Origin of the sequence: Phycicoccus avicenniae (assembly GCF_018139485.1) — a bacterium.
GTDB classification, from domain to species: domain Bacteria; phylum Actinomycetota; class Actinomycetes; order Actinomycetales; family Dermatophilaceae; genus Phycicoccus; species Phycicoccus avicenniae.
The window spans coordinates 12,623-34,461 of the sequence record NZ_JAGSNF010000026.1 but is presented as its reverse complement, the minus strand read 5'-3'; the positions used below and the strand labels follow the sequence as shown (position 1 = coordinate 34,461).

Here is a 21,839-nt window from a genome sequence, read left to right as displayed (position 1 = left end):
CGAGGGCGGCGTGCCCGACCGGGTCGAGGGTGAGGCGGTAGTCGGCGATGCCGGTGGCGTCGACCGAGGGGTGGGAGAGGGAGACGAAGCGGGCGGCGGCGTCCTGCTCGGCCTGGAGGACCCCGTCTCGGCCGTGGCGGGCGAGGATCCCGGCGCGGAGCTGGCGGCAGGCGGCGGGTCCGTGGGCGGCGGCGACGTCGACCATCCCGGTGATGACGCTCTCCTCGACGCCGTCGGCGAGCAGCGGACGGAGCAGGTCGACCTGCCGGGCGACGGTCGCGGCGGAGGTCACGGGCAGCCGCCCGGACTCGACGGCGGTCTTGACGGGGGCGTTGCCCGGGACGGCGAAGGCCTCGGCGACGGCGACGACCTGCCCGGCGCCCCCGGTCCGCCACGTCGGTGCGTGGCTGCGCAGCCAGTGCGCGGCCGTCCGCGCACGAGGGCCGTTCCCGGGCTCTCCCCGCTCGACGGCCTCACGGACGACGGCGACGGTCGCGGCCTCGCACGCCTGGTGCAGCGCGCCGATCTCACCGGCCAGCTCCCCGAGCCCGGGACCCCCCGCCTGCCACAGGTCGCCAGGGAGCGCACGCAGCGCCGACGTGGCCGCCGCGATCACCTCGCGGTGCCCCTCGATCCCTGGTCCCCCTGCCATGAACCCACTCTACGGACGACCACCGACAACGGTCCCGACCGCGGTGTCGACGCCCGTCGAGACGCGATGACGTGCTCTGCGTCGTCGCCGACGAGCCGACGTCCCGGCCCGCGACTCGACCGGCGCCGCCAGGCCTGCCCGACGACGAAGCCCCCGGCGCGGACGTCGGGGGCTGGTGCGATGGAGCCGGTGACGAGAATCGAACTCGCGTGTCCAGCTTGGGAAGCTGGCGCTCTACCATTGAGCTACACCGGCGTGCCGGTCGAGATGTCCCTCCCGGCGCCGGTGAGTCTAGCCCACCACCGGTGTCCACCCGCACGGGCCTCCCCGCGCCGGAGCGACCCCGCGGGTAGCCTGTCGCCGTGCTCCTCTCCGACCGCGACATCCGGGCCGAGACCGAGGCGGGACGGGTCCGCCTCGACCCGTGGGACCCGGCGATGATCCAGCCGAGCAGCGTCGACGTCCGGCTCGACAAGTACTTCCGGCTCTTCGACAACCACAAGTACCAGGTCATCGACCCGGCCGCGGACCAGCCCGACCTCACCCGCTTCGTCGAGGTCGACCCGATGGAGGGGTTCGTCCTGCACCCGGGCGAGTTCGTCCTCGGCTCGACGCTCGAGCAGATCACCCTCCCCGACGACCTCGCGGCCCGGGTCGAGGGCAAGTCCAGCCTCGGCCGGCTGGGCCTGCTGACCCACGCGACGGCCGGCTTCGTCGACCCCGGTTTCAGCGGCCACGTGACGCTCGAGCTGTCGAACGTCGCGACCTTGCCGATCATGCTGTGGCCGGGGATGAAGATCGGTCAGCTCGCCTTCTTCCGTCTCTCCAGCCCGAGCGAGAACCCCTACGGATCGGCCGCCTACGGCTCGCACTACCAGGGGCAGCGTGGTCCGACGGCCAGCCGCAGCTTCCAGAACTTCCACCGCGCCGACCTCTGAGGCGATGCCCGAGCACGACGACCTCGTCGAGGTCCACGTCACGACGCCCGACCGGGACGTCGCGATGCGGCTCGCGCGGCTGCTCGTCGACCGGTCGCTCGCGGCGTGCGTGCAGGTCGTCCCCGGGGTGACCTCGGTGTTCGTGTGGGACGGGGCGGTCGAGGAGGACGAGGAGCAGCTGCTGCTCGTGAAGTCGACCGCCGACCTCGTGGGGCCCATCCGGGAGCTCGTGCACGCCGAACACCCCTACGACACCCCCGAGGTCCTGGCCGTCGCCGTGGCGGACTGCGACCCGCGCTACGCCGTATGGCTGCGCGAGACCGTCCGCACCGACCGCCGGGACGTGGCCGCGAAGGACGCGTGATGCACGACCAGCGCAACGACCGCCGGACCGGTGAGCCGTCCCCCGGGACGGCCCGCCCCTCCACCGGCGACCCGACCTCCCGTCCGGAGGACCTCGAGCACGCCCTGCTCGACCCCGAGGGCGGCGACGGCGCGCAGCTGCGCGGGTCCGTCCCCGAGGACCCCGAGGCCGTCGTGCTCGTCCTGCACGGCGGGACGAGCACGAGCCGCATGCCCGTCTCGTGGTGGCGTCTGCCCGTGCTGCGGATGGTCCCCTTCGCCGCCGCCGTCCGTTCCGCGACCGAGGACCGGGCCGCCGTCCTGCGTCTGAAGTACCGGGTCCGCGGCTGGAACGACCACCACGCCGACCCCGTCATGGACGCCTGCTGGGCGCTCGACCGGATCCGCCGGGTCCTGCCCGACACCCCGGTCGTCCTCGTCGGCCACTCGATGGGCGGCCGCGTCGCCCTCACCCTCGCGAACGAGCCGGGCGTCGTCGCCGTCGCCGCCCTCGCCCCGTGGGTCGAGGGGTCGCTGCGCCGGCCGCGGCAGGGCACCGAGGTGCTGCTCATGCACGGCGCCGACGACCGGATCACCGACCCACGCCGTACCGCCGTCCTCGCCCGCCGGTGGACCGAGGAAGGGGCCGACGTCCGGCACGTCCGGGTCCGGGACGAGAAGCACGCGATGCTGCACCAGGCGCGCTACTGGCACCGGGCCGTCGCGGAGTTCGTCCGCGGCGCCCTCTTCGGGCCGGGCGACGACGCCGACTGACGGGACTCCGACCGGCGAGACGCCGACCGACGGGACGCCGACCGACGGTTCGTCACCGCGACCCGAGCCGACGCCGAGGACCGACGCGTCGGTCGCGGGACCCCCGCAGCCCCACCCAGCTCGTCACGGCTCCGGCGACGAGCAGCCCCGTGCACCAGAGCAGCGCCGCCCGGTAGCCGGCGGTCATCGCGCTCGGGTCGAGGTAGTCCTCGCCCGCCAGGCCGACGAGCGCCGGCAGCGCCGCCACCGCGAGCAGCGACCCCGCCCGCGCGACCGCGTTGTTCACCCCGCTCGCCACACCGGCGTGCCGGTCCGGTGCGGCCGCCAGCACGGCGGCGGTCAGCGGGGAGACGAGCGTGGCGAGCCCGACGGCGAACACGACCATCCCCGGCAGGACGTCGAGCCACCCGGCGTCGACGTCCACCCGCAGGAGCAGCAGCGTGCCGGCGGCACAGACGAGCGGACCGAGGGTCATCGGCACCCGCGGACCGACCCGGTCGGCGAGGCGGGCGGCGCGTGAGGACAGCAGGAGCAGGGCGACCGTGACCGGCAGGCTCGACGCCCCGGCCGCGAGCGCGCTCCACCCCGCCGCCTGCAGCTGGAGGACGACGAACAGCGTCACCGCGCCGAGCGCCCCGTAGACGAGCACCGTCATGGCGTTGGCCGCGGAGAAGACCCGGTCGGTGAACATCTCGAGGGGGACGAGCGGGTGACTGCTGCGCCGCTCCACGAGGACGAACCCCGCCCCGGCGCCCAGGACGACGACCCACCCGACGAGCGTCGCGACCGGGGAGAGCGCGGACGCGGCGGTGAGCACGTACGTCATCGCGCCGAGCGCGAGCGCCCCGAGGCCCGCCCCGACGAGGTCGAAGGGCCTCCGGCGGGCGTCGGGGTCGCTGCTCTCCGGCGTCGTGCGGGCGGTGAGCGCGAGGACGGCGAGGCACAGCGGGATGTTGATCGCGAACACCCAGCGCCAGCTGGCGTGGTCGACGAGCCACCCGCCGACGAGCGGCCCCGCGGCCGCCGCGACCCCCGACGCGCCGGCCCACGTGCCGACCGCCGCGGCGCGGTCCTCGGCCCGGAACGCGGTGCGGATGACCGACAGCGCGCCCGGGGTGAGCAGCGCGGCACCGACGCCCTGGAGCACCCGGAGCGCGACGAGCTGTCCCGGCGTCGCCGCGACCGCGCACAGGGCCGACGCGACCCCGAACCACACGACGCCGACGAGGTAGACCCGCAGCCGGCCGTACCGGTCCCCGAGGGCGCCCCCGACGAGGACGAGCGAGGCGAGGGCGAGGAGGTAGCCGTTGACCACCCACTGCAGCTGGGCGAGCGAGGCGCCCAGGTCGGCGCCGAGGGTGCGGAGGGCGACGTTGACGACCGACCCGTCGAGGATGGCCGTCCCCGTCCCGAGGGTGAGCCCGGCGAGGACGAGCCGGCCGCGGGGCGAGCGCCGGTCGAGCTGCTCGTGCCGCTCCGGGCACCCGGGCGGCTCGTCGGTGTGGCGGGGCGGCTCGCTCGCGGCGGCGGCCCCGGCGGCGGCGTCGCTCATCGGGGACCGCGCGGCATGATCGGGGGATGGACGCACTCGTCGCGCACCTCGGCATCTCGGCCTTCGGGGCCCTCGGCGTCGCCCTGTCGGCGACCGTCCTCTACGTCGCGGTGGCCGTCGTGCTCCGCGTCTGGGGCCGGCGCGCCTCGGCGAGCGCCTCGACCGGGACGATCGCGCTGCTCACCCTCGTCGGCTCGATCGCGGCGCGGGCGACGCTCGGGGAGTGGCCGACCCTCGCCGGCGGCCTCGTCGCCATCGGCACGATCCTCGTCCTCGAGAGGGCGTTCGGCCGCTGGTCCTCGGCCGTACGGGGGCTGCGACGCACCCGTCGCGGCCGCCGGGGGCGCGACCCCGTCGTCCTCATGGTCGGGGCGCGGATCCACCACGACGAGCTGCACCGCGCCGGGCTCACCGAGGCCGCGCTGTGGGGCGTCCTGCGCCAGCACGGCATCGGTCACCGGGCGGACGTGGGTGTCGTCGTGCTCGAGACGCGCGGCCACGTGAGCGTCCTGCGCTCGGACCACCGGCTCGAGCGGTCGGCGCTCGCCGGGGTGCGCGGCGGTGAGGACGTGCCGGACGCGATGCTCTCGCCCGACGAGGGTCCCGACGGCGGACGCCGGGGCGGCGGGCGCGACGGCGACGGCTCCGACGCCGGGAGCCCGGACGGTGGGACCCGGGGGAGCGGCGACGGCTGACGTCACGACGGCCCCTCGTCAGGCCGCGTCGGGGACGGACGCGTCGGCGCGGTCCGGCGGGTCGACGACGAGCGGCCGCAGGGCGAGCAGGCCGAGCAGCGGCAGCGCGACGAGGACCGCCAGCGCCCCGGTCGTCCCGAGCAGGAGCCCGAGCCCGACGACCGCTGCGGACCCGACGCTGCCGCCGACGAGGAAGAGCAGCGTCGCGATGCCGAGCGCGACGCCTCGCACGCGCTGGTCGACGGCGTCGTCGACCGCCGCGCTGAGCGTCGGCTGGCCGAGCCCGAACGCGGCCGTGACGAAGAGCAGGCCGAGGCCGAAGAGCACCGGCGCGGTGAACGCCGCGCCGAGGGCCGCGAGCGTCAGCGAGACCGAGGCGAGGACCCCGGCGAGGCCGAGGGCGCGGGCCGGCCCGAGTCGCGCGATGAGGGCCCCGCCGACGCGCGGGATGAGGGCGGCGACGCCGATGGACGGCAGGAGCAGCGCCCCGACCTGCCACGTCGACCAGCCCTCGTCCTGGAGGATCACCGGGACGACCACGAGCTGGCTGAACCAGGCCGCCGGGATGGCGGCCGCGGCGAGGGCGCTGCGCACGACGGTCGTGTTGCGGACCAGCTCCATCGGGAGGAACCCGTCGGGACGGCGGCGCACCCACGCGGCGACGGCCGGGCCGCCGACCGCCAGGAGGACGACGCCCGCCACGGCGACGGTGAGGCCGGTCGTCGGCGACTGGACGAGGAGGACCAGGCCCCCGGCGGTCGCCGCGACGAGCACCGCGCCGAACACGTCGAGCCGCTCCCCGGACCCCTCCCGGGTCAGCGAGCCCCACAGCGCCGGCACGACGACGAGGCCGAGCACCGGCAGCGCCATGACGGCCCGCCAGCCGAGCACCTCGTCGACGACGCCGCCGATGAACGGCCCGGCGCACACGACGGCGGCGGCGACGGCCGCGAGCCGGCTCAGCGCGTAGCCGCGGACCTCGCCGACGAAGCGCTGGTTGAGGACGGTGACGCCGAGGACGGGGACGGCGGCGGCGCCGGCACCCTGGGCCATCCGCGCCACGAGCTCGACGGAGAACGTCGGGGCGAGCGCGGACACGAGCGAGCCGGCCGCCATGAGCGAGAGCCCGACGAGCAACGGCAGCCGGACGCCCACGAGGTCGGCGACCCGGCCGTAGACGGCCGTCGTCACGGCGAGCATGAGGACGTAGAGGCTGATCGACCAGGCGGCGACTCCGACGTCGATGCCGAGCCCCTCGGCCATGTCGGGGAGGACCACCGACGCCGACGACGAGCCCATCCCCGCGAGACCGAAGAGGATCCCGAGGAGGAGGGGGGTGCGTCTGGCGTCCTGCGTCACACCGGTGGGCAACCGCGGGCACCGGCCCGGGCATTCCCCCGTCCGGTCCCCGAGCGCCGGACGGTCTCGATCGGGTGACGGTCGTCGAACCTGGCCCGGGCGCGGTGGCGCGACCTGCGGTGATGCCCACTAGGGTCGAGTGATGATCCGCTTCGACGGAGTGACGAAGCAGTTCCCGGACGGGACCACTGCGGTCGACGACCTCAGCCTCACGGCGCCGACGGGCAAGATCACCGTCCTCGTCGGCCCGTCCGGCTGCGGCAAGACGACGAGCCTGCGCATGGTCAACCGGATGATCGAGCCGACGCGAGGGGGCATCTCCCTCGACGGGCAGGACACCGGCCGGATGGACGCCGCCGAGCTGCGCCGCGGCATCGGCTACGTCATCCAGCACGCCGGGCTCTTCCCCCACCGCACGGTGCTCGACAACATCGGGACCGTGCCGCGGCTGCTCGGCTGGGACAAGAAGAAGGTGAAGGACCGCTCCCGCGAGCTGCTCGAGGTCGTCGGTCTCGACCCGAAGCTCGGGAACCGCTACCCGACCCAGCTCTCCGGGGGCCAGCAGCAGCGCGTCGGGGTGGCCCGGGCGCTCGCCGCCGACCCGCCGGTCATGCTCATGGACGAGCCGTTCTCGGCGGTCGATCCCATCGTGCGCGACCAGCTGCAGGACGAGTTCCTCCGGCTCCAGGACGAGCTCGGCAAGACGATCGTCTTCGTGACGCACGACATCGACGAGGCCATCAAGCTCGGCGACCAGGTGGCGGTGCTGCGGGTCGGCGGGACGCTCGCCCAGGTCGCGGAGCCGCAGTACCTCCTCGCTCACCCGGCCGACGACTTCGTCGCGGACTTCGTCGGCAAGGACCGCGGGTACCGGGCGCTGCAGTTCGAGCACGCGCCGCGGCTCACCCTGCACTCCGAGCCGTCCGTCGTCGTCGGGGAGACCCCGTCGAGCCGGGCGTCCTGGCTCCTCGTCGTCGACGACGACCGGACCCCCCTCGGGTGGGTCGAGCCGGCGCGCGTCGGCGACCGCCCCGTCGCGTCGGAGGACCTGCACCGCGGCGGCACCGTCGCCCGGGCGTCCGGGTCGCTGCGCGGCGCGCTCGACGCCGCCCTGTCGTCACCCGCCCGTCGCGGGGTCCTCGTCGATAACGACGGCGTCCTCGTCGGGACGGTCCGCGCGCACGAGGTCCTCACCGCGATCGAGGAGACCGAGCGCCCGGAGCGGGACGAGGACGACCCGGTCCACGGCGGGGCGATGGACGTCAGCGGGGAGCGCGGCTGACATGGACTGGTTCCTCGCGAACTGGCCACGGGTGATCGACCTCGCGGGGTCGCACCTCTACCTCTCGGGGGTCCCGCTCGTCGTCGGGCTCGTCCTGTCCGTGCCCCTCGGGTGGGCGGCGGTGCGCTGGCGGGCGAGCTACCCGGCGATCATCACCTCGAGCGGGCTGCTCTACACGATCCCCTCGCTCGCCCTGTTCATCGTGATGCCGCTCATCCTCGGCACTCGCATCCTCGACCCGTTCAACGTCCTCGCGGCGATGACCGTCTACACGCTCGCGCTGCTCGTGCGCACCGTCGCGGACGGGCTGTCCGCCGTGCCCGACCACGTCGAGCAGGCGGCGACGGCGATGGGCTACGGCGGGCTGCGGCGGCTCTTCGGGGTGCAGCTGCCGCTGGCCGTCCCGGTCATCGCCTCCGGGCTGCGGGTCGCGTCGGTGAGCAACGTGAGCATCGTGTCCGTCGCCTCCCTCATCGGGGTGTCCCAGCTCGGTGACCTGCTCATCGACGGGTACCAGCGCGTCATCTACGGCGAGCTGCTCACGGGCATCCTCGCGTGCGTCGTGCTGGCCCTCGCGCTCGACCGGCTCATCGTCCTCGGCGCGCGGCTGCTCACGCCGTGGCAGACGGCCGGGGGTGGTGCCGCGTGATCCCCTCGATCCTCGAGTGGTTCCGTGACCCGATGACGTGGTCCGGGCCGGGTGGCGTGCCCACCCGGCTCCTGGAGCACCTCTGGTACACGGTCGTCACCGTCGTCATCGCGGCCGCGATCGCCGTCCCGCTCGGCCTGTGGGTCGGGCACACCGGCCGGGCCCGGTGGCTGGTGTCGGTCGCGAACTCGCTGCGGGCCGTCCCGACGCTCGGCCTGCTCTTCGCGGTCTCCCTCGTCGTCGGTCCCTACATCCCCGGCGACCTCGCGTTCACGGCGCCGAGCATCGCCGTCCTCGTCCTGCTCGCCATCCCTCCGATCCTCGCGGGGACGTACGCCGGCATCGACGCCGTCGACCCCTCGGCCCGGGACGCCGCCAAGGGCGTCGGCATGCGCGGCCGCCAGGTGCTCTGGCAGGTGGAGCTGCCCAACGCGCTGCCGCTCCTGCTGTCAGGGGTGAAGTCCGCGATGCTCCAGGTCGTCGCGACCGCGACGATCGCCGCCTACCTCGGGCTCGGCGGGCTCGGGCGCTACCTCATCGACGGGCTCGCCGTGAGCGACATCGGCGAGGCCGCCGGCGGTGCGCTGCTCGTCGGGCTCCTCGCCATCGTGCTCGAGGGCGTGCTGTCGCTGCTGCAGCGCCGCGTCGTCTCGCCCGGGCTCACCGGCCGGACCGCCCGCGGGTCACAGGACGGTGACGATGCGCCGCAGGCGGAAGCACCCGCCGACGCGCCTGTTGACGTCCGTGGCTGAGAGCACCGCGTCGGACGCGCACGCCGTCCGACCTCGTACCGCGTCGACCGGCGCGTGACCCCGACCGATCCCGACAGCAGACCTCGACCGCAGACCCCGACAGCAGAGCTCCACCGCAGATCCCGACCCAGCCGTCACCCCACGAAGGGAACCGTCAGATGAAGCGCAGGACCGTCATGACCGCCGTCGCCGCGGCCGCAGCCCTCGGGCTGTCCGCGTGCGGCGCCTCCGAGGACCCCCTCGCCGAGGAGACCACCGACTCCGGCAGCTCCGGGGGCGGCGGCTCGATCGTCGTCGGCGGGGCCAACTTCTCCGAGTCGACCCTGCTCGCCGAGATCTACGCCGGTGCCCTCACCGGTGCCGGGGTCGACGCCAGCACCCAGACGAACATCGGCTCCCGCGAGGTCTACCTCCGGGCGCTCCAGGACAACTCGATCCAGGTCTTCCCGGAGTACACCGGCGCCCTCGCCCTGTACTACGACGAGGACTACGACGGCACCGAGCCGGACGAGGTCTACGAGCACGTCCAGGAGGTCATCCCGGAGGAGTTCACCGTCCTCGAGCCGTCCGACGCCGAGGACAACGACTCGCTCAACGTCACGCAGGAGACCGCGGACGAGTACGGGCTGTCGACGATCTCCGACCTCGAGTCGGTCGCCGGCGACCTGACCCTCGCCGCGCCGCCGGAGTTCCAGGAGCGGCCGCAGGGCGTGCCGGGTCTGGAGGACACCTACGGCGTGACGTTCGGGTCGTTCCGGCCGCTCACCGGGCAGTCCATCGTCCAGGCGCTCGCGAACGGGCAGGCCGACGTCGCGAACATCTTCTCGACCGACCCGTCGATCTCGGAGAACGGGTTCGTGACGCTCGAGGACGACGAGAAGCTGTTCGGCTCGCAGAACATCGTGCCGCTCGTGCGGTCCGACCGCGCCGAGGAGGTCCAGGAGACGCTGAACGAGGTGTCCGGCCTGCTGACGACCGAGGCGATCGCGGACATGCTCAAGCGGACCGACATCGACAAGGAGGACCCGCGGACCGTCGCGCAGGACTTCCTCGACGAGAACGGGCTGAGCGGCAGCTGACCCGGGCGGGGCCGGCGCGGGGCGACCCGCTCGTCCCACCGGCCCCACCGGCCTCCACATTTCGGGGTGACCCCGAAAAGGGCGGCCACACAAGACATCCGATGTCGTGTGTGGCCGCCCTTTCCCTTGCCTCGAACGGGGCCGAGGTGACGAGCCGTCCTCGGGGCGCCGAACCGGAGTCATGGCACCGGTTCGCCGCCCCGCGGGTCGCGCAGTGCATCGGCGCCGTCCCGGGGAGGATCGACCACGTCGGAGCGGGGTGGATGCTCCCGTGGAGGTCGTCGGGTCGGTCAGTCCCAGGGGTCCGGCTCGTCGATGAGCGACGCGTCGCCACCGAACTCGTCCGACGCGGTCGGAGCCGCCGTGGGTCGGTCCTTCTTCGTCCCGGCCTCGGTGGGCTCGGGCTCGGCGGGCTCGGGCTCGGCGAGCTCTGGCTCGGTGGGCTCTGGCTCGGTGGGCTCGGGCTCCGACTCCGTCTCGGTGTCGATGGCGTCCGTGGTCCCGCCGGCCTCGACGGTGGAGGGCGCGGTGCCCTCCGCGTCGTCGGAGCGGGATGCGCCGTCGCCGGCGTCGTCCGCTCCCGAGGCGGCGTCGACCGGCGCGTCGTCGGTGGTGTCGTCCGCGGAGGACTCCGGTGCCGAGGGCTCCGAGGCATTGGCGCTCGTCGCCGACGCGGCGTCGGCCGGCTCGTCCCAGGGGTCGGGCTCGTCGACGAGCGACGCGTCGCCGCCGAACCCGTCGGCCGAGGTCGCTGCAGGGGCCGGTGTCGAGGTCTCGGCGGCCGGCTCCTGTACGCCCACCTCGGCCGCAGCGGGTTCGGCCGCCTCCTGCTCGGTCGTCTCCTGCTCGGTCGTGGCGGCTTCCTGGCTGGGGGCCTGCTCGACATCGGCCTCAGGCGTGGGTGCCTCCTCGGTCGACGTGGCCTCCGTCGTGGAGGGAGCAGAGGCGTCGGCAGGCTCGTCCCACGGGTCCGGCTCGTCGAGCAGTGACGTGTCACCGGACGCGGTGGGCTCGGGGGCGGCGTCCGTGACCGGCTCCTCGTCGGCGCTCGACGCCGGACCGGTGCTCGACGCGGCTGCGGACCCGGTGGGCTCGTCCCACGGGTCGACGTCGTCGTCGGCTGCGGGTGTGGGCGTCGCCGTCGCGGACGGCTCGTCGTCCTCGGCCTCCGCGGCTGCGGACGTGGTGTCGGTGGGCCCGTCGTCCGTCGGCTCGGTCGCAGGCTCCGGGTCCGCGGGGGCTGCGGACCCGGTGGGCTCGTCCCACGGGTCGACGTCGTCGTCGGCTGCGGGTGTGGGCGTCGCCGTCGCGGACGGCTCGTCGTCCTCGGCCTCCGCGGCTGCGGACGTGGCGTCGGTGGGCCCGTCGTCCGTCGGCTCGGTCGCGGGCTCCGGGTCGGCGACCGGTGCCGCGGCGTCGGTGGGCTCGTCCCAGGGGTCGACGTCGTCGGTCGCCGCCGCGGCGTCCTCCCTGGCCTTCTCCGGGCCGGGCTCGCCCTGCGAACGGCCGGGCTCGGGGTCCGCCGTCGCGGCGGGCTCGTCCCAGGGGTCGGGGTCGTCGCCGGACGGCTCCTCCTCCACCTCGCGCGGGTCCGTCGTCGTGGTGGCGGTGCTCGGCTCGTCCCACGGGTCGTCGCTCGCGTCGCCCGGCGCGGTGGGCTCGGTCGTCGCGGGGGCTGCCGGGGTGGTCGCGGCGCTTGTCGGCTCGTCCCACGGGTCGGCGTCGTCGCCGTCGTCCGAGATGTCCGAGCCGGCAGCCTCGTCGGCCGGAGCCTCGTCGGCCGGCGACTCGTCGGCGGGTGACTCCTCCGTGGGCGCCTCCTCCGTGCGCTCGGGGGCGGCGGTCGTCGCGGTGGCGTCGGCCGCGGCAGCCTTCGCGCCGGCGGTCTCCTCGGGCCGCTCGTCCGACGGCTCTGCGGGAGCGGCCGGAGCACTTCCGGCCGGGGCCTCGTCGCCGTCGTCGGAGCGACGGACGGCGGCGAGGAGCATCTGCGCGACGTCGACGACCTCGACCTCCTCGGCGACGCCCTCGCCCTGCTTCGCGGTGAGACCGTCGGACATCATGACGCGGCAGAACGGGCAGCCGATGGCGATCCGCTCGGCCCCCGTCGCGATCGCCTCGTCGGTGCGGTTCGTGTTGATCCGGGTCCCGAGTTTCTCCTCCATCCACATGCGGGCGCCGCCGGCGCCGCAGCAGAACGAGGTCTCCTTCGAGCGCGGCATCTCGCGCATCTCGACCCCGGGCAGGGCGCCGATGAGCTCGCGCGGCGGGGCGTACACCCCGTTGTGCCGGCCGAGGTAGCACGGGTCGTGGTAGGTCACCGACGGACCGGTCGAGGCGACGTTCTTCGCCGACGACGGTCCCGGGACGTCGGCCGGCAGCGCCACGGGCGTCAGCTTCTTCTCCCGGACGAGCCGGTTGAGCAGCTGGGTGTGGTGGACGACCTCGTACTGCCCGCCGAGCTGCGGGTACTCGTTCTTGATCGTGTTGAAGCAGTGCGCGCACGTGACGACGATGCGGGTGACGCCGAACTCCCCGAAGGTCTCGACGTTCTGCTGCGCGAGAGTCTGGAAGAGCAGCTCGTTCCCCGCACGTCGCGCCGAGTCGCCGGTGCACGTCTCGCCGTCGCCGAGGACCGCGAAGGACACCCCGGCGGCGTCGAGCAGCTCCGCGACGGCGCGGGTCGTCTTCTTCGCCCGGTCCTCGTAGGCGCCGGCGCAGCCGACCCAGAAGAGCCACTCGACGTCCGAGGCCTGCTGGACGTCCTGGCCGAGCACCTTGACGTCGAACGGCAGGTCCTTCGCCCAGTCGAGCCGGGCCCGGGCGCCCATGCCCCACGGGTTGCCCTTGGACTCCATGTTCTTGAACAGTCCGCCGAGCTCGTTCGGGAAGGCCGACTCGATGAGCGTGGCGTACCGGCGCATGTCGACGATGTGGTCGACGTGCTCGATGTCGACGGGGCACTGCTCGACGCACGCGCCGCACGTCGTGCACGACCACAGGACGTCCTTGTCGATGACGGCGTCCGGGCCGTGCGGGTTGTAGGCGGTGAGGGGGGCGGCCGGGTCGTAGCCGGTGTCGCCGACGAGCGCCATCTGCGACCAGTCGACGACGTCGACCGCGGCGGCGGGCTCCACGCCGTCGGTGGGGACGGTCTGCGCGGCCGAGGTGACCGACGCCATCGCCTTCTCGGGGTCGCCGCCCTCGTCCTGCAGGGCACGCAGGTACGGCGCCTTCGCGTCGGCGTGGTCGCGCAGGGCGAGCATGAGCAGCTTCGGCGACAGCGGCTTCTCGGTGTTCCACGCCGGGCACTGGCTCTGGCAACGGCCGCACTCGGTGCACGTCGAGAAGTCGAGGAGGCCCTTCCACGTGAAGTCCTCGACCTGCCCTACGCCGAGCGAGTCGCCCTCCTCCATGTCCTCCATCGCGTCGAGGTCGAACGGCTTGCCGCCGACCGTCATCGGCTTGGCCGCGCCGAGGGCGGTGCGCCCGTCGGCCTCGCGCTTGAACCATATGTTGGGGAAGGCGAGGAAGCGGTGCCACGCGACGCCCATCGTCGGCTGGAGGGAGATCGTGATCATCCAGGCGAACGAGATGAGGATCTTCACCGTCGCGACGAGGTAGACGACCGACGCGATGGTCGGCAGGGACGCACCCTCCCACCAGCCGGCCATGAAGCCGGTGAGCGGGAAGTGCACGGCGAGCGACTCGCCGGGCTCGGCCCGCTGCGCCATCGCCGCCTCGAGCCCGCGGAGCAGGAGGATGCAGACCGTCACGCCGAGGATCGTCAGCTCGACGTAGTACGCCTGCCAGAACGTCGACCCGTAGAACCGTGAGAACCGCCCGCCCTCGCCACGGGAGCGTCGCGGGTGCTCCTTCTGGCGGATCGCCATGAGGACGACGATCCCGACGAGACCGGCCCAGGCGAAGAGCTCGACGAGCCACTCGAACGGCGGGAAGCCGCCGATGACCGGGAGCACCGCGTCGGGGCGGAAGAGCTGGAGGAAGGCCGTGACGAGCGTCGAGAACAGGATGATGAAGGCGAGCGCCGTCACCCAGTGCGCGACGGCGACGACCGGCAGCCGGCTCATCCGGGTGTGGCCGAGGAACTCCTTCGCGAGCACCCAGGTGCGCGAGCCCGGGTCGTTCGTGCGGCCGGCGTCCGGCTGCCCCAGCCGGTACTGGGCGACGAAGCGGGCGATCTGTCGCGCGAAGAGGGCGACGGCGACGACCATGACGAGGAGCGACACAGTGGTCGCGACGACCTGGAGCGGCGTCGTGCCCCCGAAGTCGGAGAACGGGATGTCGCTGGCCAGGGGCAGTGCGGAGGAGCCGAGCATGCGCGCCAGCGTACCCGCGGTAAGCAAGCGCTCACCGGTGCTGTGACCGCATTCGCACCGGGCCGTCCCGCGGACTCGGTGCGACCTCGCTATCTCGGTGCCCGCTCGCCTGCTCGCCACGTCACCACCCGGTCGGTGCCCCATGGCCCACCGAGCGGACGGGGTCGCACCGAGCCGGCGACATCGCGCCGACCCGGCGACGCCGCGACGACCCGGCGTCATCGCGCCGACCCGGCGACGTCGCGACGACCCAGCGACGTCGCCGGGGTGCGAGACGCCGTTGTCGCGCGGATAACGGTCTGTTGGAATAGCCATAACGCGTCCGGGGTTCCCCCGGCAGCACCACCGATGCAGCGCGCCGTCGCCCCGCCCGGGTGGCCGGTGCACCCCGACCGAAAGGCGACCAGGATGCCCATCCTCGACGACGTGACGCAGGCCGTCGGCAACACCCCGCTCGTGCGGCTCAACCGGATCATCGGCGGCGACGCCACCGTGGCGGCCAAGCTCGAGTTCTACAACCCCGCCAGCTCGGTGAAGGACCGCATCGGCGTCGCGATCATCGACGCCGCCGAGGCCTCCGGCGAGCTGAAGCCCGGCGGCACGATCGTCGAGGCCACCTCCGGGAACACCGGCATCGCGCTCGCGATGGTCGGCGCCGCCCGCGGCTACGACGTCGTCCTCGCGATGCCCGAGTCGATGAGCAAGGAGCGCCGCGCCCTGCTGCGGGCCTACGGCGCCGAGCTCGTCCTCACCGACCCGTCGCAGGGCATGAAGGGCGCGGTCGCCAAGGCCGACGAGATCGTCGGCGAGCGCGAGGGCGCCGTCCTCGCCCGCCAGTTCGCCAACGCCGCGAACCCGGAGGTCCACCGGCGGACGACGGCCGAGGAGATCTGGAAGGACACCGACGGCCAGGTCGACATCGTCGTCGCGGGCATCGGCACCGGCGGCACGATCACCGGCGTCGGCGAGGTCCTCAAGGAGCGCAAGCCCGAGGTGAAGATCGTCGCCGTCGAGCCCGAGGAGTCCCCGATCCTCAACGGCGGCCAGCCCGGCCCGCACAAGATCCAGGGCATCGGCGCCAACTTCGTCCCGGACATCCTCAACACCGAGGTCTACGACGAGGTCATCGACGTCGACGCCGCCACCTCGGTCGAGTGGGCCCGCAAGGCCGCGACCCAGGAGGGCCTGCTCGTCGGCATCTCCTCCGGGTCGGCGCTCGCCGCCGCGAACCAGGTCGCGTCCCGTCCGGAGAACGCCGGCAAGACGATCGTCGTCATCATCCCGAGCTTCGGTGAGCGCTACCTGTCGACGATCCTCTTCGAGGGCCTCGTCGACTGACCATGTCGTTCATCGAGCGCGCGCGGAGGACCGTCCGTGAGGACCTCGACGCCGCGATGGGGCGTGACCCCGCGGCCGAGTCGCGGGTCGACGTCCTCCTCAACTCCCCGGGGCTGCACGCGATCTGGGCCCACCGGGCGGCGCACCGGCTGTGGAAGAAGGGTCCGCTGACCCGCCCCGCGGCGCGGCTGCTGTCGACGGCGGCCCGGGCCGCGACCGGGGTGGAGATCCACCCGGGCGCACGCATCGGCCGACGGTTCTTCATCGACCACGGGATGGGCGTCGTCATCGGCGCCACCGCGGTCGTCGGCGACGACGTCATGCTCTACCACGCGGTCACCCTCGGTGGCCGGTCGATGCAGCGGGGTGTCAAGCGGCACCCGACACTGCACGACGGGGTGGTCGTCGGCGCCGGCGCCCGGGTCCTCGGGGACATCGAGATCGGCGCGAACGCCCAGATCGGCGCCAACTCGGTCGTCGTCAAGGGCGTCCCGGCGGGTGCCGTCGCCACCGGCATCCCGGCGACCGTGCGCTTCCCCGACCTGCCCGGTGAGGACCCGTACGACGCGCTCTACTCAGAACCGGCGATCTTCATCTGACGCCGCGAGAGGCGGCCGCCCCCGGACCCCGGGGCGGCCGCCTCCGGCGTGTCCGGGGGCGGTCATCCGTGGGGGAACGTCCTCCGTCCGGTGTCAGCGCGCGGCGGACCAGTCCGAGCCGTAGAGGCAGAACGCTCCGGTCTCCGGGTGGGCCTCGACCGTCGTGGCGAGCGCCTCGGCCGCGTCGACCCCGGCCGCGAGCGCCCGGTGGTAGTCCGCCATCCCGGCCGCCGCCCGGTCGTCGGCGACGGGTGCCACCGCGGCGAGCACGCTCGTCGACCCGAGCGCCAGCAACGCCGTCGCGAGACCCAGGGGCTCGTCCCCGGGTCGGGTCGAGAACTGGCCGACGTCACAGGCCGCGAGGGCGACGTGCTCCGCCGTCACCGGGTGGGGGAACTCGCGGGCGAAGACCGGGCCGTCCGCCATCCGCACCGACGAGAAGAGGGGGTTGTCCCGTTCGTGGACCCCGTGCGCCGCGAGGTGGACGACGCGGGACGAGGCGAGCGCGGCGACGACGTCGTCGCTCGTCGCCGGGTCCTCCGGCGCCGCCGGGCCCGCCGGGCCCGTCGCCTCGTCGGCCCCCCACGCCCGACGGACCTCACGGATCTCCGGGAGGGTGTGCGCCAGGCCCGGTCCGTGCAGCGCCGTCAGCGTCCGCGCCTTCCGCGCCCGCCCGTCCCGCGTCCGCGCCGTCCGCGGGGGCACCCCCGGAGCCGGGTCCGCCGGCCTGGTGAGCTCTCGGGCGGGGCCCCGCACCCACCGGGTGAGGCTCGGGGAGACGGTCACGGGGCGGCCGCGCCACCCCGGGAGCAGGTTCCACGGCACGGCGGACAGCGACCGCGACGGGACGACGACCACCCTTCCCGTCCCGGGCAACGGCCCCACGGCCTGCTCGACGGCGCGCAGCGACGACGCCGTCGCCCGGTCGAGGACCGCGCGCATCGGCGAGGTCGGTACGACACCCGCCCGGGCGCGCAGGTCCCGCCGCAGACGGGTCGTGAGGGCCAGGACGTCGGCGAGGGGGCCCACCCCGCGGGTCGCGACCGAGGTCGCCGTCACGACGACGGCGAGGACCTCGGCGCCGACCTCGACGAGCTCGAGCACCGTGACGTCCCGCGCGGCGACGACGTCGCGGGCCTCGTCCTCCCCGAGGGGTGCGGCGCCGGGCTCGTCCGAGCGCCGGGCCTCCAGGCTCCACTCCCGTTCCGCGATCCGCGCCTCCAGCGCGGCGGTCCGGGCGGGCGCGTCGTCGGCGTCGGGCCCGCCGTCCTCGGCGACCCGTCGGAGCCGCCGCAGCTCGCGGGTGAGGTCGGTGAGGCCGGCGTCCGCGGCGGCGGTCACCGGGTCGACCCGGTGCGAGATCGCGCGCCAGCGCTCCACGGTCGTGAGGAGGTCCGACGGGTCGCCGCCCCGGACGGCCCGCTCCAGGTCGAAGGCGGTGAGCCGGCGGGCGTGCAGGGCCAGCGCCGCCCGCACCTCGAGGCTCGAGGTCTGGAACTGCCGGCCGGCGAGCAGCCGGCTGCCGAGGGCGAGCCGGGCGGCGGCCGCTCCCGGGCGGTGTCGCCCGTCGTCGACCCGGGCCCGGACGAGCGTCTCGTGCAGGCGCGCCGAAAGCGGCTCCCCGTCCACGGCGGGCACGCCGTCGAGCACGGCCTCGGCGCGGTCGAGGTCTCCGAGGACGGCGCGCGCCTCGGCCTCGAGCCGGGCCGCGTCCCGACGGGCGGGCGCGTTCTCGGAGTGTGACGTCCGCAGCCGGTCCAGCGCCTCGGCGGCGGCGGCGAGGTCCCGGCCGGCGGCGACGTCGACGGTGAGACGGAGCAGGTCGGCGTCCCGCACGAGGCCACCGGCCTGCCGGGAGCGGTAGGCCTCGGCCGCGTCGTCGATGTCGGACCGGGCGGCGTCGAGGTCGCCGAGCATGAGGTGGCACCGCGCGAGGCGCAGGCTGATCTCCCCCTCCTCGAGCCGGTGCCCGTCGGCCCGTGCCCCGACGAGCGCGTCGGCGAGGACCCGGCGGGCGGCGTCGACGAGCCCGGCGTCGGTGAGGACCTCGGCGTAGTCGAGCCGGGCGCGGTCGCGCGAGACCGTCGTGTCCATCGCGTCGACCTCCCGGAGCAGGACGAGCGCCCTCGGGAGGTCGCCGAGGACCCACGCGAGCCGGGCGAGGTTGTGGCGGGCCTTGAACTCCTGGTCGACGAGCCCGTGGTCCACGGCGATGTCGAGCGCCGTCCGGGTCGCGACGACGCCCTCGTCGGTCCGGCCGAGCCCGAGCAGCACCTGGCCCCGGTTGAGGTGCAGGGCCCAGCGCTGCGCCGGGGCGAGCGCCTCCTCGTCGGAGACCCGGTCCAGCGCGGCGAGGGAGGCCGGGTAGTCCCAGACCCGCCCGTGCACGAGGCCCTCCTGGATCCAGGTGAGCGCGAGGACGAGGGCGTCGCCGAGCTCCTCCGCCTCCGCCCGTGCGGTCGCGAGGACGTCGAGGGCGGCCGCGGTGCCGTGCAGCTCGAGCTCCGCCCAGGCGCGCGTCACGAGCACCCGGGCCCGCAGCGACCGCGCCTCGTGGTCCGCGTCCGCACCCTCGAGGACGGCGTCCAGCGTCGCCACGGCGGCGTCGAGCGCGGCGGCCGCGGCGTCGTAGCCACCCACCTCGTTCTCCCGCCGGGCCGCCGCGAGGAGCTCCTCGACCCGGGTGCGGACGCCCTGCTCGATGGCCGCTCCTCTACAGCTCGATCGCCGGGGTGATGATCGGCGGGGCGTCCGGCTGGCCGCGGCGACGGAAGACGAAGCCGACGAGGCCCCGTTCGACGCCGGCGATCGTGAAGCGGCCGTCGTCGTCCGTCGTCGTCGTCCGGGTCCGACCCCGCTCCCGCAGCTCGACCTCGATGTCGCCCTCGCTCGCCCAGCCGACGACGTCGACGCGGGTCGCGGTGTCGGGCTCGATCGTCACCATGACGCTCAGGCCGTCGCGGGCGAAGGTGACGGTGTCGGCACGGTCGTAGTCGGTGCCGCGGACCGAGGCGAGGGTCTGCTCGGAGACGATCTGCGCGACCTGCGCCTCGAGGGAGGCCACGCTCATCGCGAACTTGATCCGGTCGAGCAGGTCGCCGGGCATCGGGTCGAGATGGGCGTGCAGGTCGCGGACCTCGTCGAGGACGGCGGCGTCGAGGTCGTCGAGGGGCTCTGCGGCCAGTCGCGACTCGTACTCGGGTGTCGGTGTCATCGGGTCGTGTCCCCCCAGCGTGGATCGGTCGTCAGTGCGGTGCGGAGCTTGGCGAGGCAGCGCCCCCGGGTCGGGCCGATCGACCCCACGGGCATGCCGAGGGCCTCGGCGACGTGCGCGTAGTCCGGACGGTCGGCGAAGGCGATGGTGCGCAGCAGGGTGCGGCAGCGCTCCGGCAGCTCCTGGAAGTGGGTCCACAGGAGCGACCCCTCGTCCGCCGCGAGCACCGCCCCCTCGGGCGAGGGGCTCGTGGCGTCCGGCTCGCGGTCCCGGACGTCCTCGGCGGCGCCCGGCTCCTCGCGGCGGGAGCGGTGCGCGGACGTCCACGCGTCCCGCTTGGCCGTCGTGATGAGCCACTTGAGCACGGACTGCGGGTCCGCGATCGAGGAGGAGTGCTCGACGAGCTTGAGCCAGGTGGTCTGGACGACGTCCTCGGCGGTCGTGCGGGAGACGCCCTGCTGGCGGACGACGGACCACAGCAGCGGCGAGACCTCGTCGACGAGGCGGGACATCCCGGACGGGTCCCCGTCGCGGTAGGCGCGGAACGCGGTGGCGGCCCGGGTCGCGAGGTTCGGGGTCTGTGGGTCGGTCTGCATCACGGCCTCCCGCCCAGGGCCTTCGCCACGACCTCGGCGACGACCTTCGCCCGCTCCGGTCCCTCGTGGGGCAGGTCGACGTCGGCGAGGGCGGCGGCGACCAGACCGGCGGCGGCGGGGGCAGCGAACGACGTCCCGCTCCACACGCCGAACCCGCACGCGTACCGCTCCGGGTCGCCGCTGTCGCGGGCCGGGTCGTGCGGCGGCCGGGAGTGGACGGCGGCGTTGACCGAGCCGTCGAGGGTCGTCGGCATCGTGCTCACCACCGCCATCCCGCGCCGGTAGTCCGTGACCCACGGTCCGGTGTTGGAGAAGGTCGCGACGTCGGTGCCGCAGTGGTCCAGGGCCCCGACGCTCGTCACCGGGACGGCGCCGTCGGCCGTGTGCCGCGAGAGCGCGGCCGGCCAGAACTCCTCGGTCGTCGCCCCGTTGCCGGCGGCGGCGACGACGGCGACCCCGTCCGCGGCGAGGGCGTGGAGGAGGGAGAGCACCGCCGCCGACGTGACGTCGGGGTCGACGTCCTCGTGGTAGTAGCCGAGGGAGAGGTTGACGACCTCGACGCCGCGCCGCTTCGCCCCGCGCTCGGCGAGGTGCCACGCGGCGAGCCGCTTGAGCGCCTCGAGGACGTCGCGCTCGTCCGCGGCGCCGTCGCCGTACATGACGGGGACGGCGACGAGGTGGGCGTCGGGCGAGTGCTGGCGCACGACGCCGCTGACGAAGGTGCCGTGGCCGGCCATCGGGTCGAGCATCCCGTTGAGGCGGTCGATCGTCACCCCGGTGTTCTCGGGGTCCTCGTCCGGGGGGAATTCGAGGCCGACGGGCTGCCCGGCGACGGTCGGGTCGGGCGTGACGAGCGGCGAGCCGTCGAACCACGGGTGCGCCCCGAGCCCGGTGTCGAGGACGGCGACGCAGGGGTGGTGCGTCGCCGTGGGGGCCGGGGCGTCGAGGGCGAGGACGAGCGGGCCGCGACCGACCGCGGTGCCCGGGGCGTTCACGCCGCCCCAGTAGCCGCCGACGCCACCCCAGTAGCCGCCGACGCCGCCCCAGTACCCACCGACGCCACCCCAGTAGCCGCCGACGCCGCCCCAGTACCCACCGACGCCACCCCAGTAGCCGCCGGCGGACATGAGGACGTGGTTGAGGCTCCAGCCCCGGACGGCGTCCTCGCCGGCCTCGGCCCGGGCTCGGGCGATGACCGTCCAGGCGTCGATCGCGGGCCGTGCGGCCGTGGTGTCGGGGACGAGGTCGACGGGCGTGTGCGCGACGGCGTCGAGGCGGTCGAAGACCTCGAGCTGCTCGGCGACCGCGCCGAAGCCGCCGTCGACGACCCGCACCGAGAAGCCCATCTCGCGACCGATGCGCTCCAGGAGCGAGCGGGAGTCCTCGAACGAGCCGCCGGGCAGGCCGGGGACGAACAGGCGGTCGGGGACGTAGGCCACGGGACGTGGGCGCGGGCGGTCCTCACCGGAGCGCTCGGCGGTCGAGGGGTCGAGGACGGTCGCCCCGAACCGGCGCATCGCCGTCGCGGGCACCCCGAAGACGGGCGGGTTCGGCCCCGGGGGGACCGGTCCGCCGCGGTCCGGGCGACCGTCCCGCGGTCCGTCCGGTGGGCTCCCGGCGGTCTGTCCGTCCATCCTGGCTCCTCGGCGACCGGGCCGTCCGCGGCGGGCGCCGCGTG

At 74.7% G+C, this 21,839-nt stretch carries 18 protein-coding genes and 1 tRNA gene; 10 read left to right on the top strand and 9 right to left on the bottom strand.

Annotated elements, in window-relative coordinates; all coding sequences use genetic code 11:
- Together KC207_RS16765 and KC207_RS16760 are read right to left on the bottom strand one after the other, a co-directional pair.
- Positions 1-652, bottom strand: a 652-nt coding sequence (locus KC207_RS16765; RefSeq protein ID WP_211604473.1) for a hypothetical protein, incomplete at its 3' end; no start/stop codon positions are given.
- Positions 653-833: 181 nt separating this feature from the next.
- Positions 834-907 (bottom strand) — tRNA-Gly (locus KC207_RS16760).
- A gap of 107 nt (positions 908-1,014) precedes the next feature.
- On the opposite strand from KC207_RS16760, the gene dcd reads away from it, so the two are divergent.
- From dcd to KC207_RS16745, 3 genes are read left to right on the top strand one after another with little or no spacing between them, the layout of a single operon-like run.
- Positions 1,015-1,590: a dCTP deaminase gene (gene dcd, locus KC207_RS16755; RefSeq protein WP_211604472.1), complete on the top strand. Its 576-nt coding sequence runs from the start codon at positions 1,015-1,017 to the stop codon at positions 1,588-1,590.
- Positions 1,591-1,594: 4 nt separating this feature from the next.
- A complete protein-coding gene (gene cutA, locus KC207_RS16750) occupies positions 1,595-1,954 on the top strand; it encodes a divalent-cation tolerance protein CutA (protein WP_211604471.1) in 360 nt (119 codons plus the stop codon).
- Positions 1,954-2,706, top strand: a complete 753-nt coding sequence (locus KC207_RS16745) for an alpha/beta hydrolase (RefSeq protein ID WP_211604470.1) — start codon at positions 1,954-1,956, stop codon at positions 2,704-2,706. The genes cutA and KC207_RS16745 overlap by 1 nt, the downstream gene beginning before the upstream one ends.
- A gap of 52 nt (positions 2,707-2,758) precedes the next feature.
- On the opposite strand, the gene KC207_RS16740 is transcribed toward KC207_RS16745, so the two are convergent.
- Positions 2,759-4,258, bottom strand: coding sequence for an MFS transporter (locus KC207_RS16740; protein ID WP_211604469.1), 1,500 nt, complete (start codon positions 4,256-4,258; stop codon positions 2,759-2,761).
- 26 nt (positions 4,259-4,284) lie between these two features.
- On the opposite strand from KC207_RS16740, the gene KC207_RS16735 reads away from it, so the two are divergent.
- Positions 4,285-4,953 carry a YetF domain-containing protein gene (locus KC207_RS16735; RefSeq protein WP_211604468.1) on the top strand — a complete coding sequence of 223 codons (669 nt, stop codon included), beginning with the start codon at positions 4,285-4,287 and terminating at the stop codon, positions 4,951-4,953.
- 18 nt (positions 4,954-4,971) lie between these two features.
- Here KC207_RS16735 and KC207_RS16730 read toward each other — a convergent pair whose 3' ends face one another.
- Positions 4,972-6,312, bottom strand: a complete 1,341-nt coding sequence (locus KC207_RS16730) for an MFS transporter (protein ID WP_211604467.1) — start codon at positions 6,310-6,312, stop codon at positions 4,972-4,974.
- A gap of 142 nt (positions 6,313-6,454) precedes the next feature.
- Here KC207_RS16730 and KC207_RS16725 point away from each other — a divergent pair, with 142 nt between their 5' ends.
- The 4 genes from KC207_RS16725 to KC207_RS16710 all read left to right on the top strand — a co-directional run bounded on the left by KC207_RS16725 (position 6,455) and on the right by KC207_RS16710 (position 10,074).
- Positions 6,455-7,594, top strand: a complete 1,140-nt coding sequence (locus KC207_RS16725) for an ABC transporter ATP-binding protein (RefSeq protein WP_211604466.1) — start codon at positions 6,455-6,457, stop codon at positions 7,592-7,594.
- Position 7,595: 1 nt separating this feature from the next.
- A complete protein-coding gene (locus tag KC207_RS16720) occupies positions 7,596-8,243 on the top strand; it encodes an ABC transporter permease (RefSeq protein WP_211604465.1) in 648 nt (215 codons plus the stop codon).
- The gene (locus KC207_RS16715) at positions 8,240-8,995 is read left to right on the top strand and encodes an ABC transporter permease (RefSeq protein WP_249138826.1); all 756 of its coding nucleotides are present in this window, start codon (positions 8,240-8,242) and stop codon (positions 8,993-8,995) included. Before KC207_RS16720 ends, KC207_RS16715 begins: the two co-directional genes overlap by 4 nt.
- 158 nt (positions 8,996-9,153) lie before the next feature.
- On the top strand, positions 9,154-10,074 hold the full coding sequence (locus tag KC207_RS16710) for an ABC transporter substrate-binding protein (protein ID WP_211604464.1): 921 nt from the start codon (positions 9,154-9,156) through the stop codon (positions 10,072-10,074).
- Between the two features lie 290 nt (positions 10,075-10,364).
- On the opposite strand, the gene KC207_RS16705 is transcribed toward KC207_RS16710, so the two are convergent.
- The gene (locus tag KC207_RS16705; RefSeq protein ID WP_367616068.1) at positions 10,365-14,309 is read right to left on the bottom strand and encodes a heterodisulfide reductase-related iron-sulfur binding cluster; all 3,945 of its coding nucleotides are present in this window, start codon (positions 14,307-14,309) and stop codon (positions 10,365-10,367) included.
- Positions 14,310-14,822: 513 nt separating this feature from the next.
- On the opposite strand from KC207_RS16705, the gene cysK reads away from it, so the two are divergent.
- Positions 14,823-15,752 (top strand): cysteine synthase A, encoded by a 930-nt coding sequence (gene cysK, locus KC207_RS16700; RefSeq protein WP_211604462.1) that lies wholly within the window; start codon positions 14,823-14,825, stop codon positions 15,750-15,752.
- Positions 15,753-15,754: 2 nt separating this feature from the next.
- The gene (cysE, locus tag KC207_RS16695) at positions 15,755-16,351 is read left to right on the top strand and encodes a serine O-acetyltransferase (protein ID WP_211604461.1); all 597 of its coding nucleotides are present in this window, start codon (positions 15,755-15,757) and stop codon (positions 16,349-16,351) included.
- Between the two features lie 93 nt (positions 16,352-16,444).
- Here cysE and KC207_RS16690 read toward each other — a convergent pair whose 3' ends face one another.
- The 4 genes from KC207_RS16690 to KC207_RS16675 all read right to left on the bottom strand — a co-directional run bounded on the left by KC207_RS16690 (position 16,445) and on the right by KC207_RS16675 (position 21,795).
- Positions 16,445-18,991 (bottom strand): CHAT domain-containing protein, encoded by a 2,547-nt coding sequence (locus tag KC207_RS16690; RefSeq protein ID WP_211604460.1) that lies wholly within the window; start codon positions 18,989-18,991, stop codon positions 16,445-16,447.
- Positions 18,992-19,064: 73 nt separating this feature from the next.
- Positions 19,065-19,565 carry a hypothetical protein gene (locus tag KC207_RS16685; RefSeq protein ID WP_211604459.1) on the bottom strand — a complete coding sequence of 167 codons (501 nt, stop codon included), beginning with the start codon at positions 19,563-19,565 and terminating at the stop codon, positions 19,065-19,067.
- Complete coding sequence (locus tag KC207_RS16680) at positions 19,562-20,161, bottom strand: RNA polymerase sigma factor (RefSeq protein ID WP_211604458.1); 600 nt, start codon at positions 20,159-20,161, stop codon at positions 19,562-19,564. The genes KC207_RS16685 and KC207_RS16680 overlap by 4 nt, the downstream gene beginning before the upstream one ends.
- Positions 20,161-21,795 (bottom strand): S8 family serine peptidase, encoded by a 1,635-nt coding sequence (locus KC207_RS16675; RefSeq protein ID WP_211604457.1) that lies wholly within the window; start codon positions 21,793-21,795, stop codon positions 20,161-20,163. Before KC207_RS16675 ends, KC207_RS16680 begins: the two co-directional genes overlap by 1 nt.
- Positions 21,796-21,839 lie beyond the last annotated feature (44 nt).

Coding starts and splice junctions, on each gene's coding strand:
- cutA (WP_211604471.1), top strand. CDS start 1,595: ATGCCCGAGCACGACGACCTCGTCGAGGTCCACGTCACGACGCCCGAC.
- KC207_RS16745 (WP_211604470.1), top strand. CDS start 1,954: ATGCACGACCAGCGCAACGACCGCCGGACCGGTGAGCCGTCCCCCGGG.
- KC207_RS16740 (WP_211604469.1), bottom strand. CDS start 4,258: ATGAGCGACGCCGCCGCCGGGGCCGCCGCCGCGAGCGAGCCGCCCCGC.
- KC207_RS16735 (WP_211604468.1), top strand. CDS start 4,285: ATGGACGCACTCGTCGCGCACCTCGGCATCTCGGCCTTCGGGGCCCTC.
- KC207_RS16725 (WP_211604466.1), top strand. CDS start 6,455: ATGATCCGCTTCGACGGAGTGACGAAGCAGTTCCCGGACGGGACCACT.
- KC207_RS16720 (WP_211604465.1), top strand. CDS start 7,596: ATGGACTGGTTCCTCGCGAACTGGCCACGGGTGATCGACCTCGCGGGG.
- KC207_RS16710 (WP_211604464.1), top strand. CDS start 9,154: ATGAAGCGCAGGACCGTCATGACCGCCGTCGCCGCGGCCGCAGCCCTC.
- KC207_RS16705 (WP_367616068.1), bottom strand. CDS start 14,309: ATGGTCGTCGCCGTCGCCCTCTTCGCGCGACAGATCGCCCGCTTCGTC.
- cysK (WP_211604462.1), top strand. CDS start 14,823: ATGCCCATCCTCGACGACGTGACGCAGGCCGTCGGCAACACCCCGCTC.
- cysE (WP_211604461.1), top strand. CDS start 15,755: ATGTCGTTCATCGAGCGCGCGCGGAGGACCGTCCGTGAGGACCTCGAC.
- KC207_RS16685 (WP_211604459.1), bottom strand. CDS start 19,565: ATGACACCGACACCCGAGTACGAGTCGCGACTGGCCGCAGAGCCCCTC.
- KC207_RS16680 (WP_211604458.1), bottom strand. CDS start 20,161: ATGCAGACCGACCCACAGACCCCGAACCTCGCGACCCGGGCCGCCACC.
- KC207_RS16675 (WP_211604457.1), bottom strand. CDS start 21,795: ATGGACGGACAGACCGCCGGGAGCCCACCGGACGGACCGCGGGACGGT.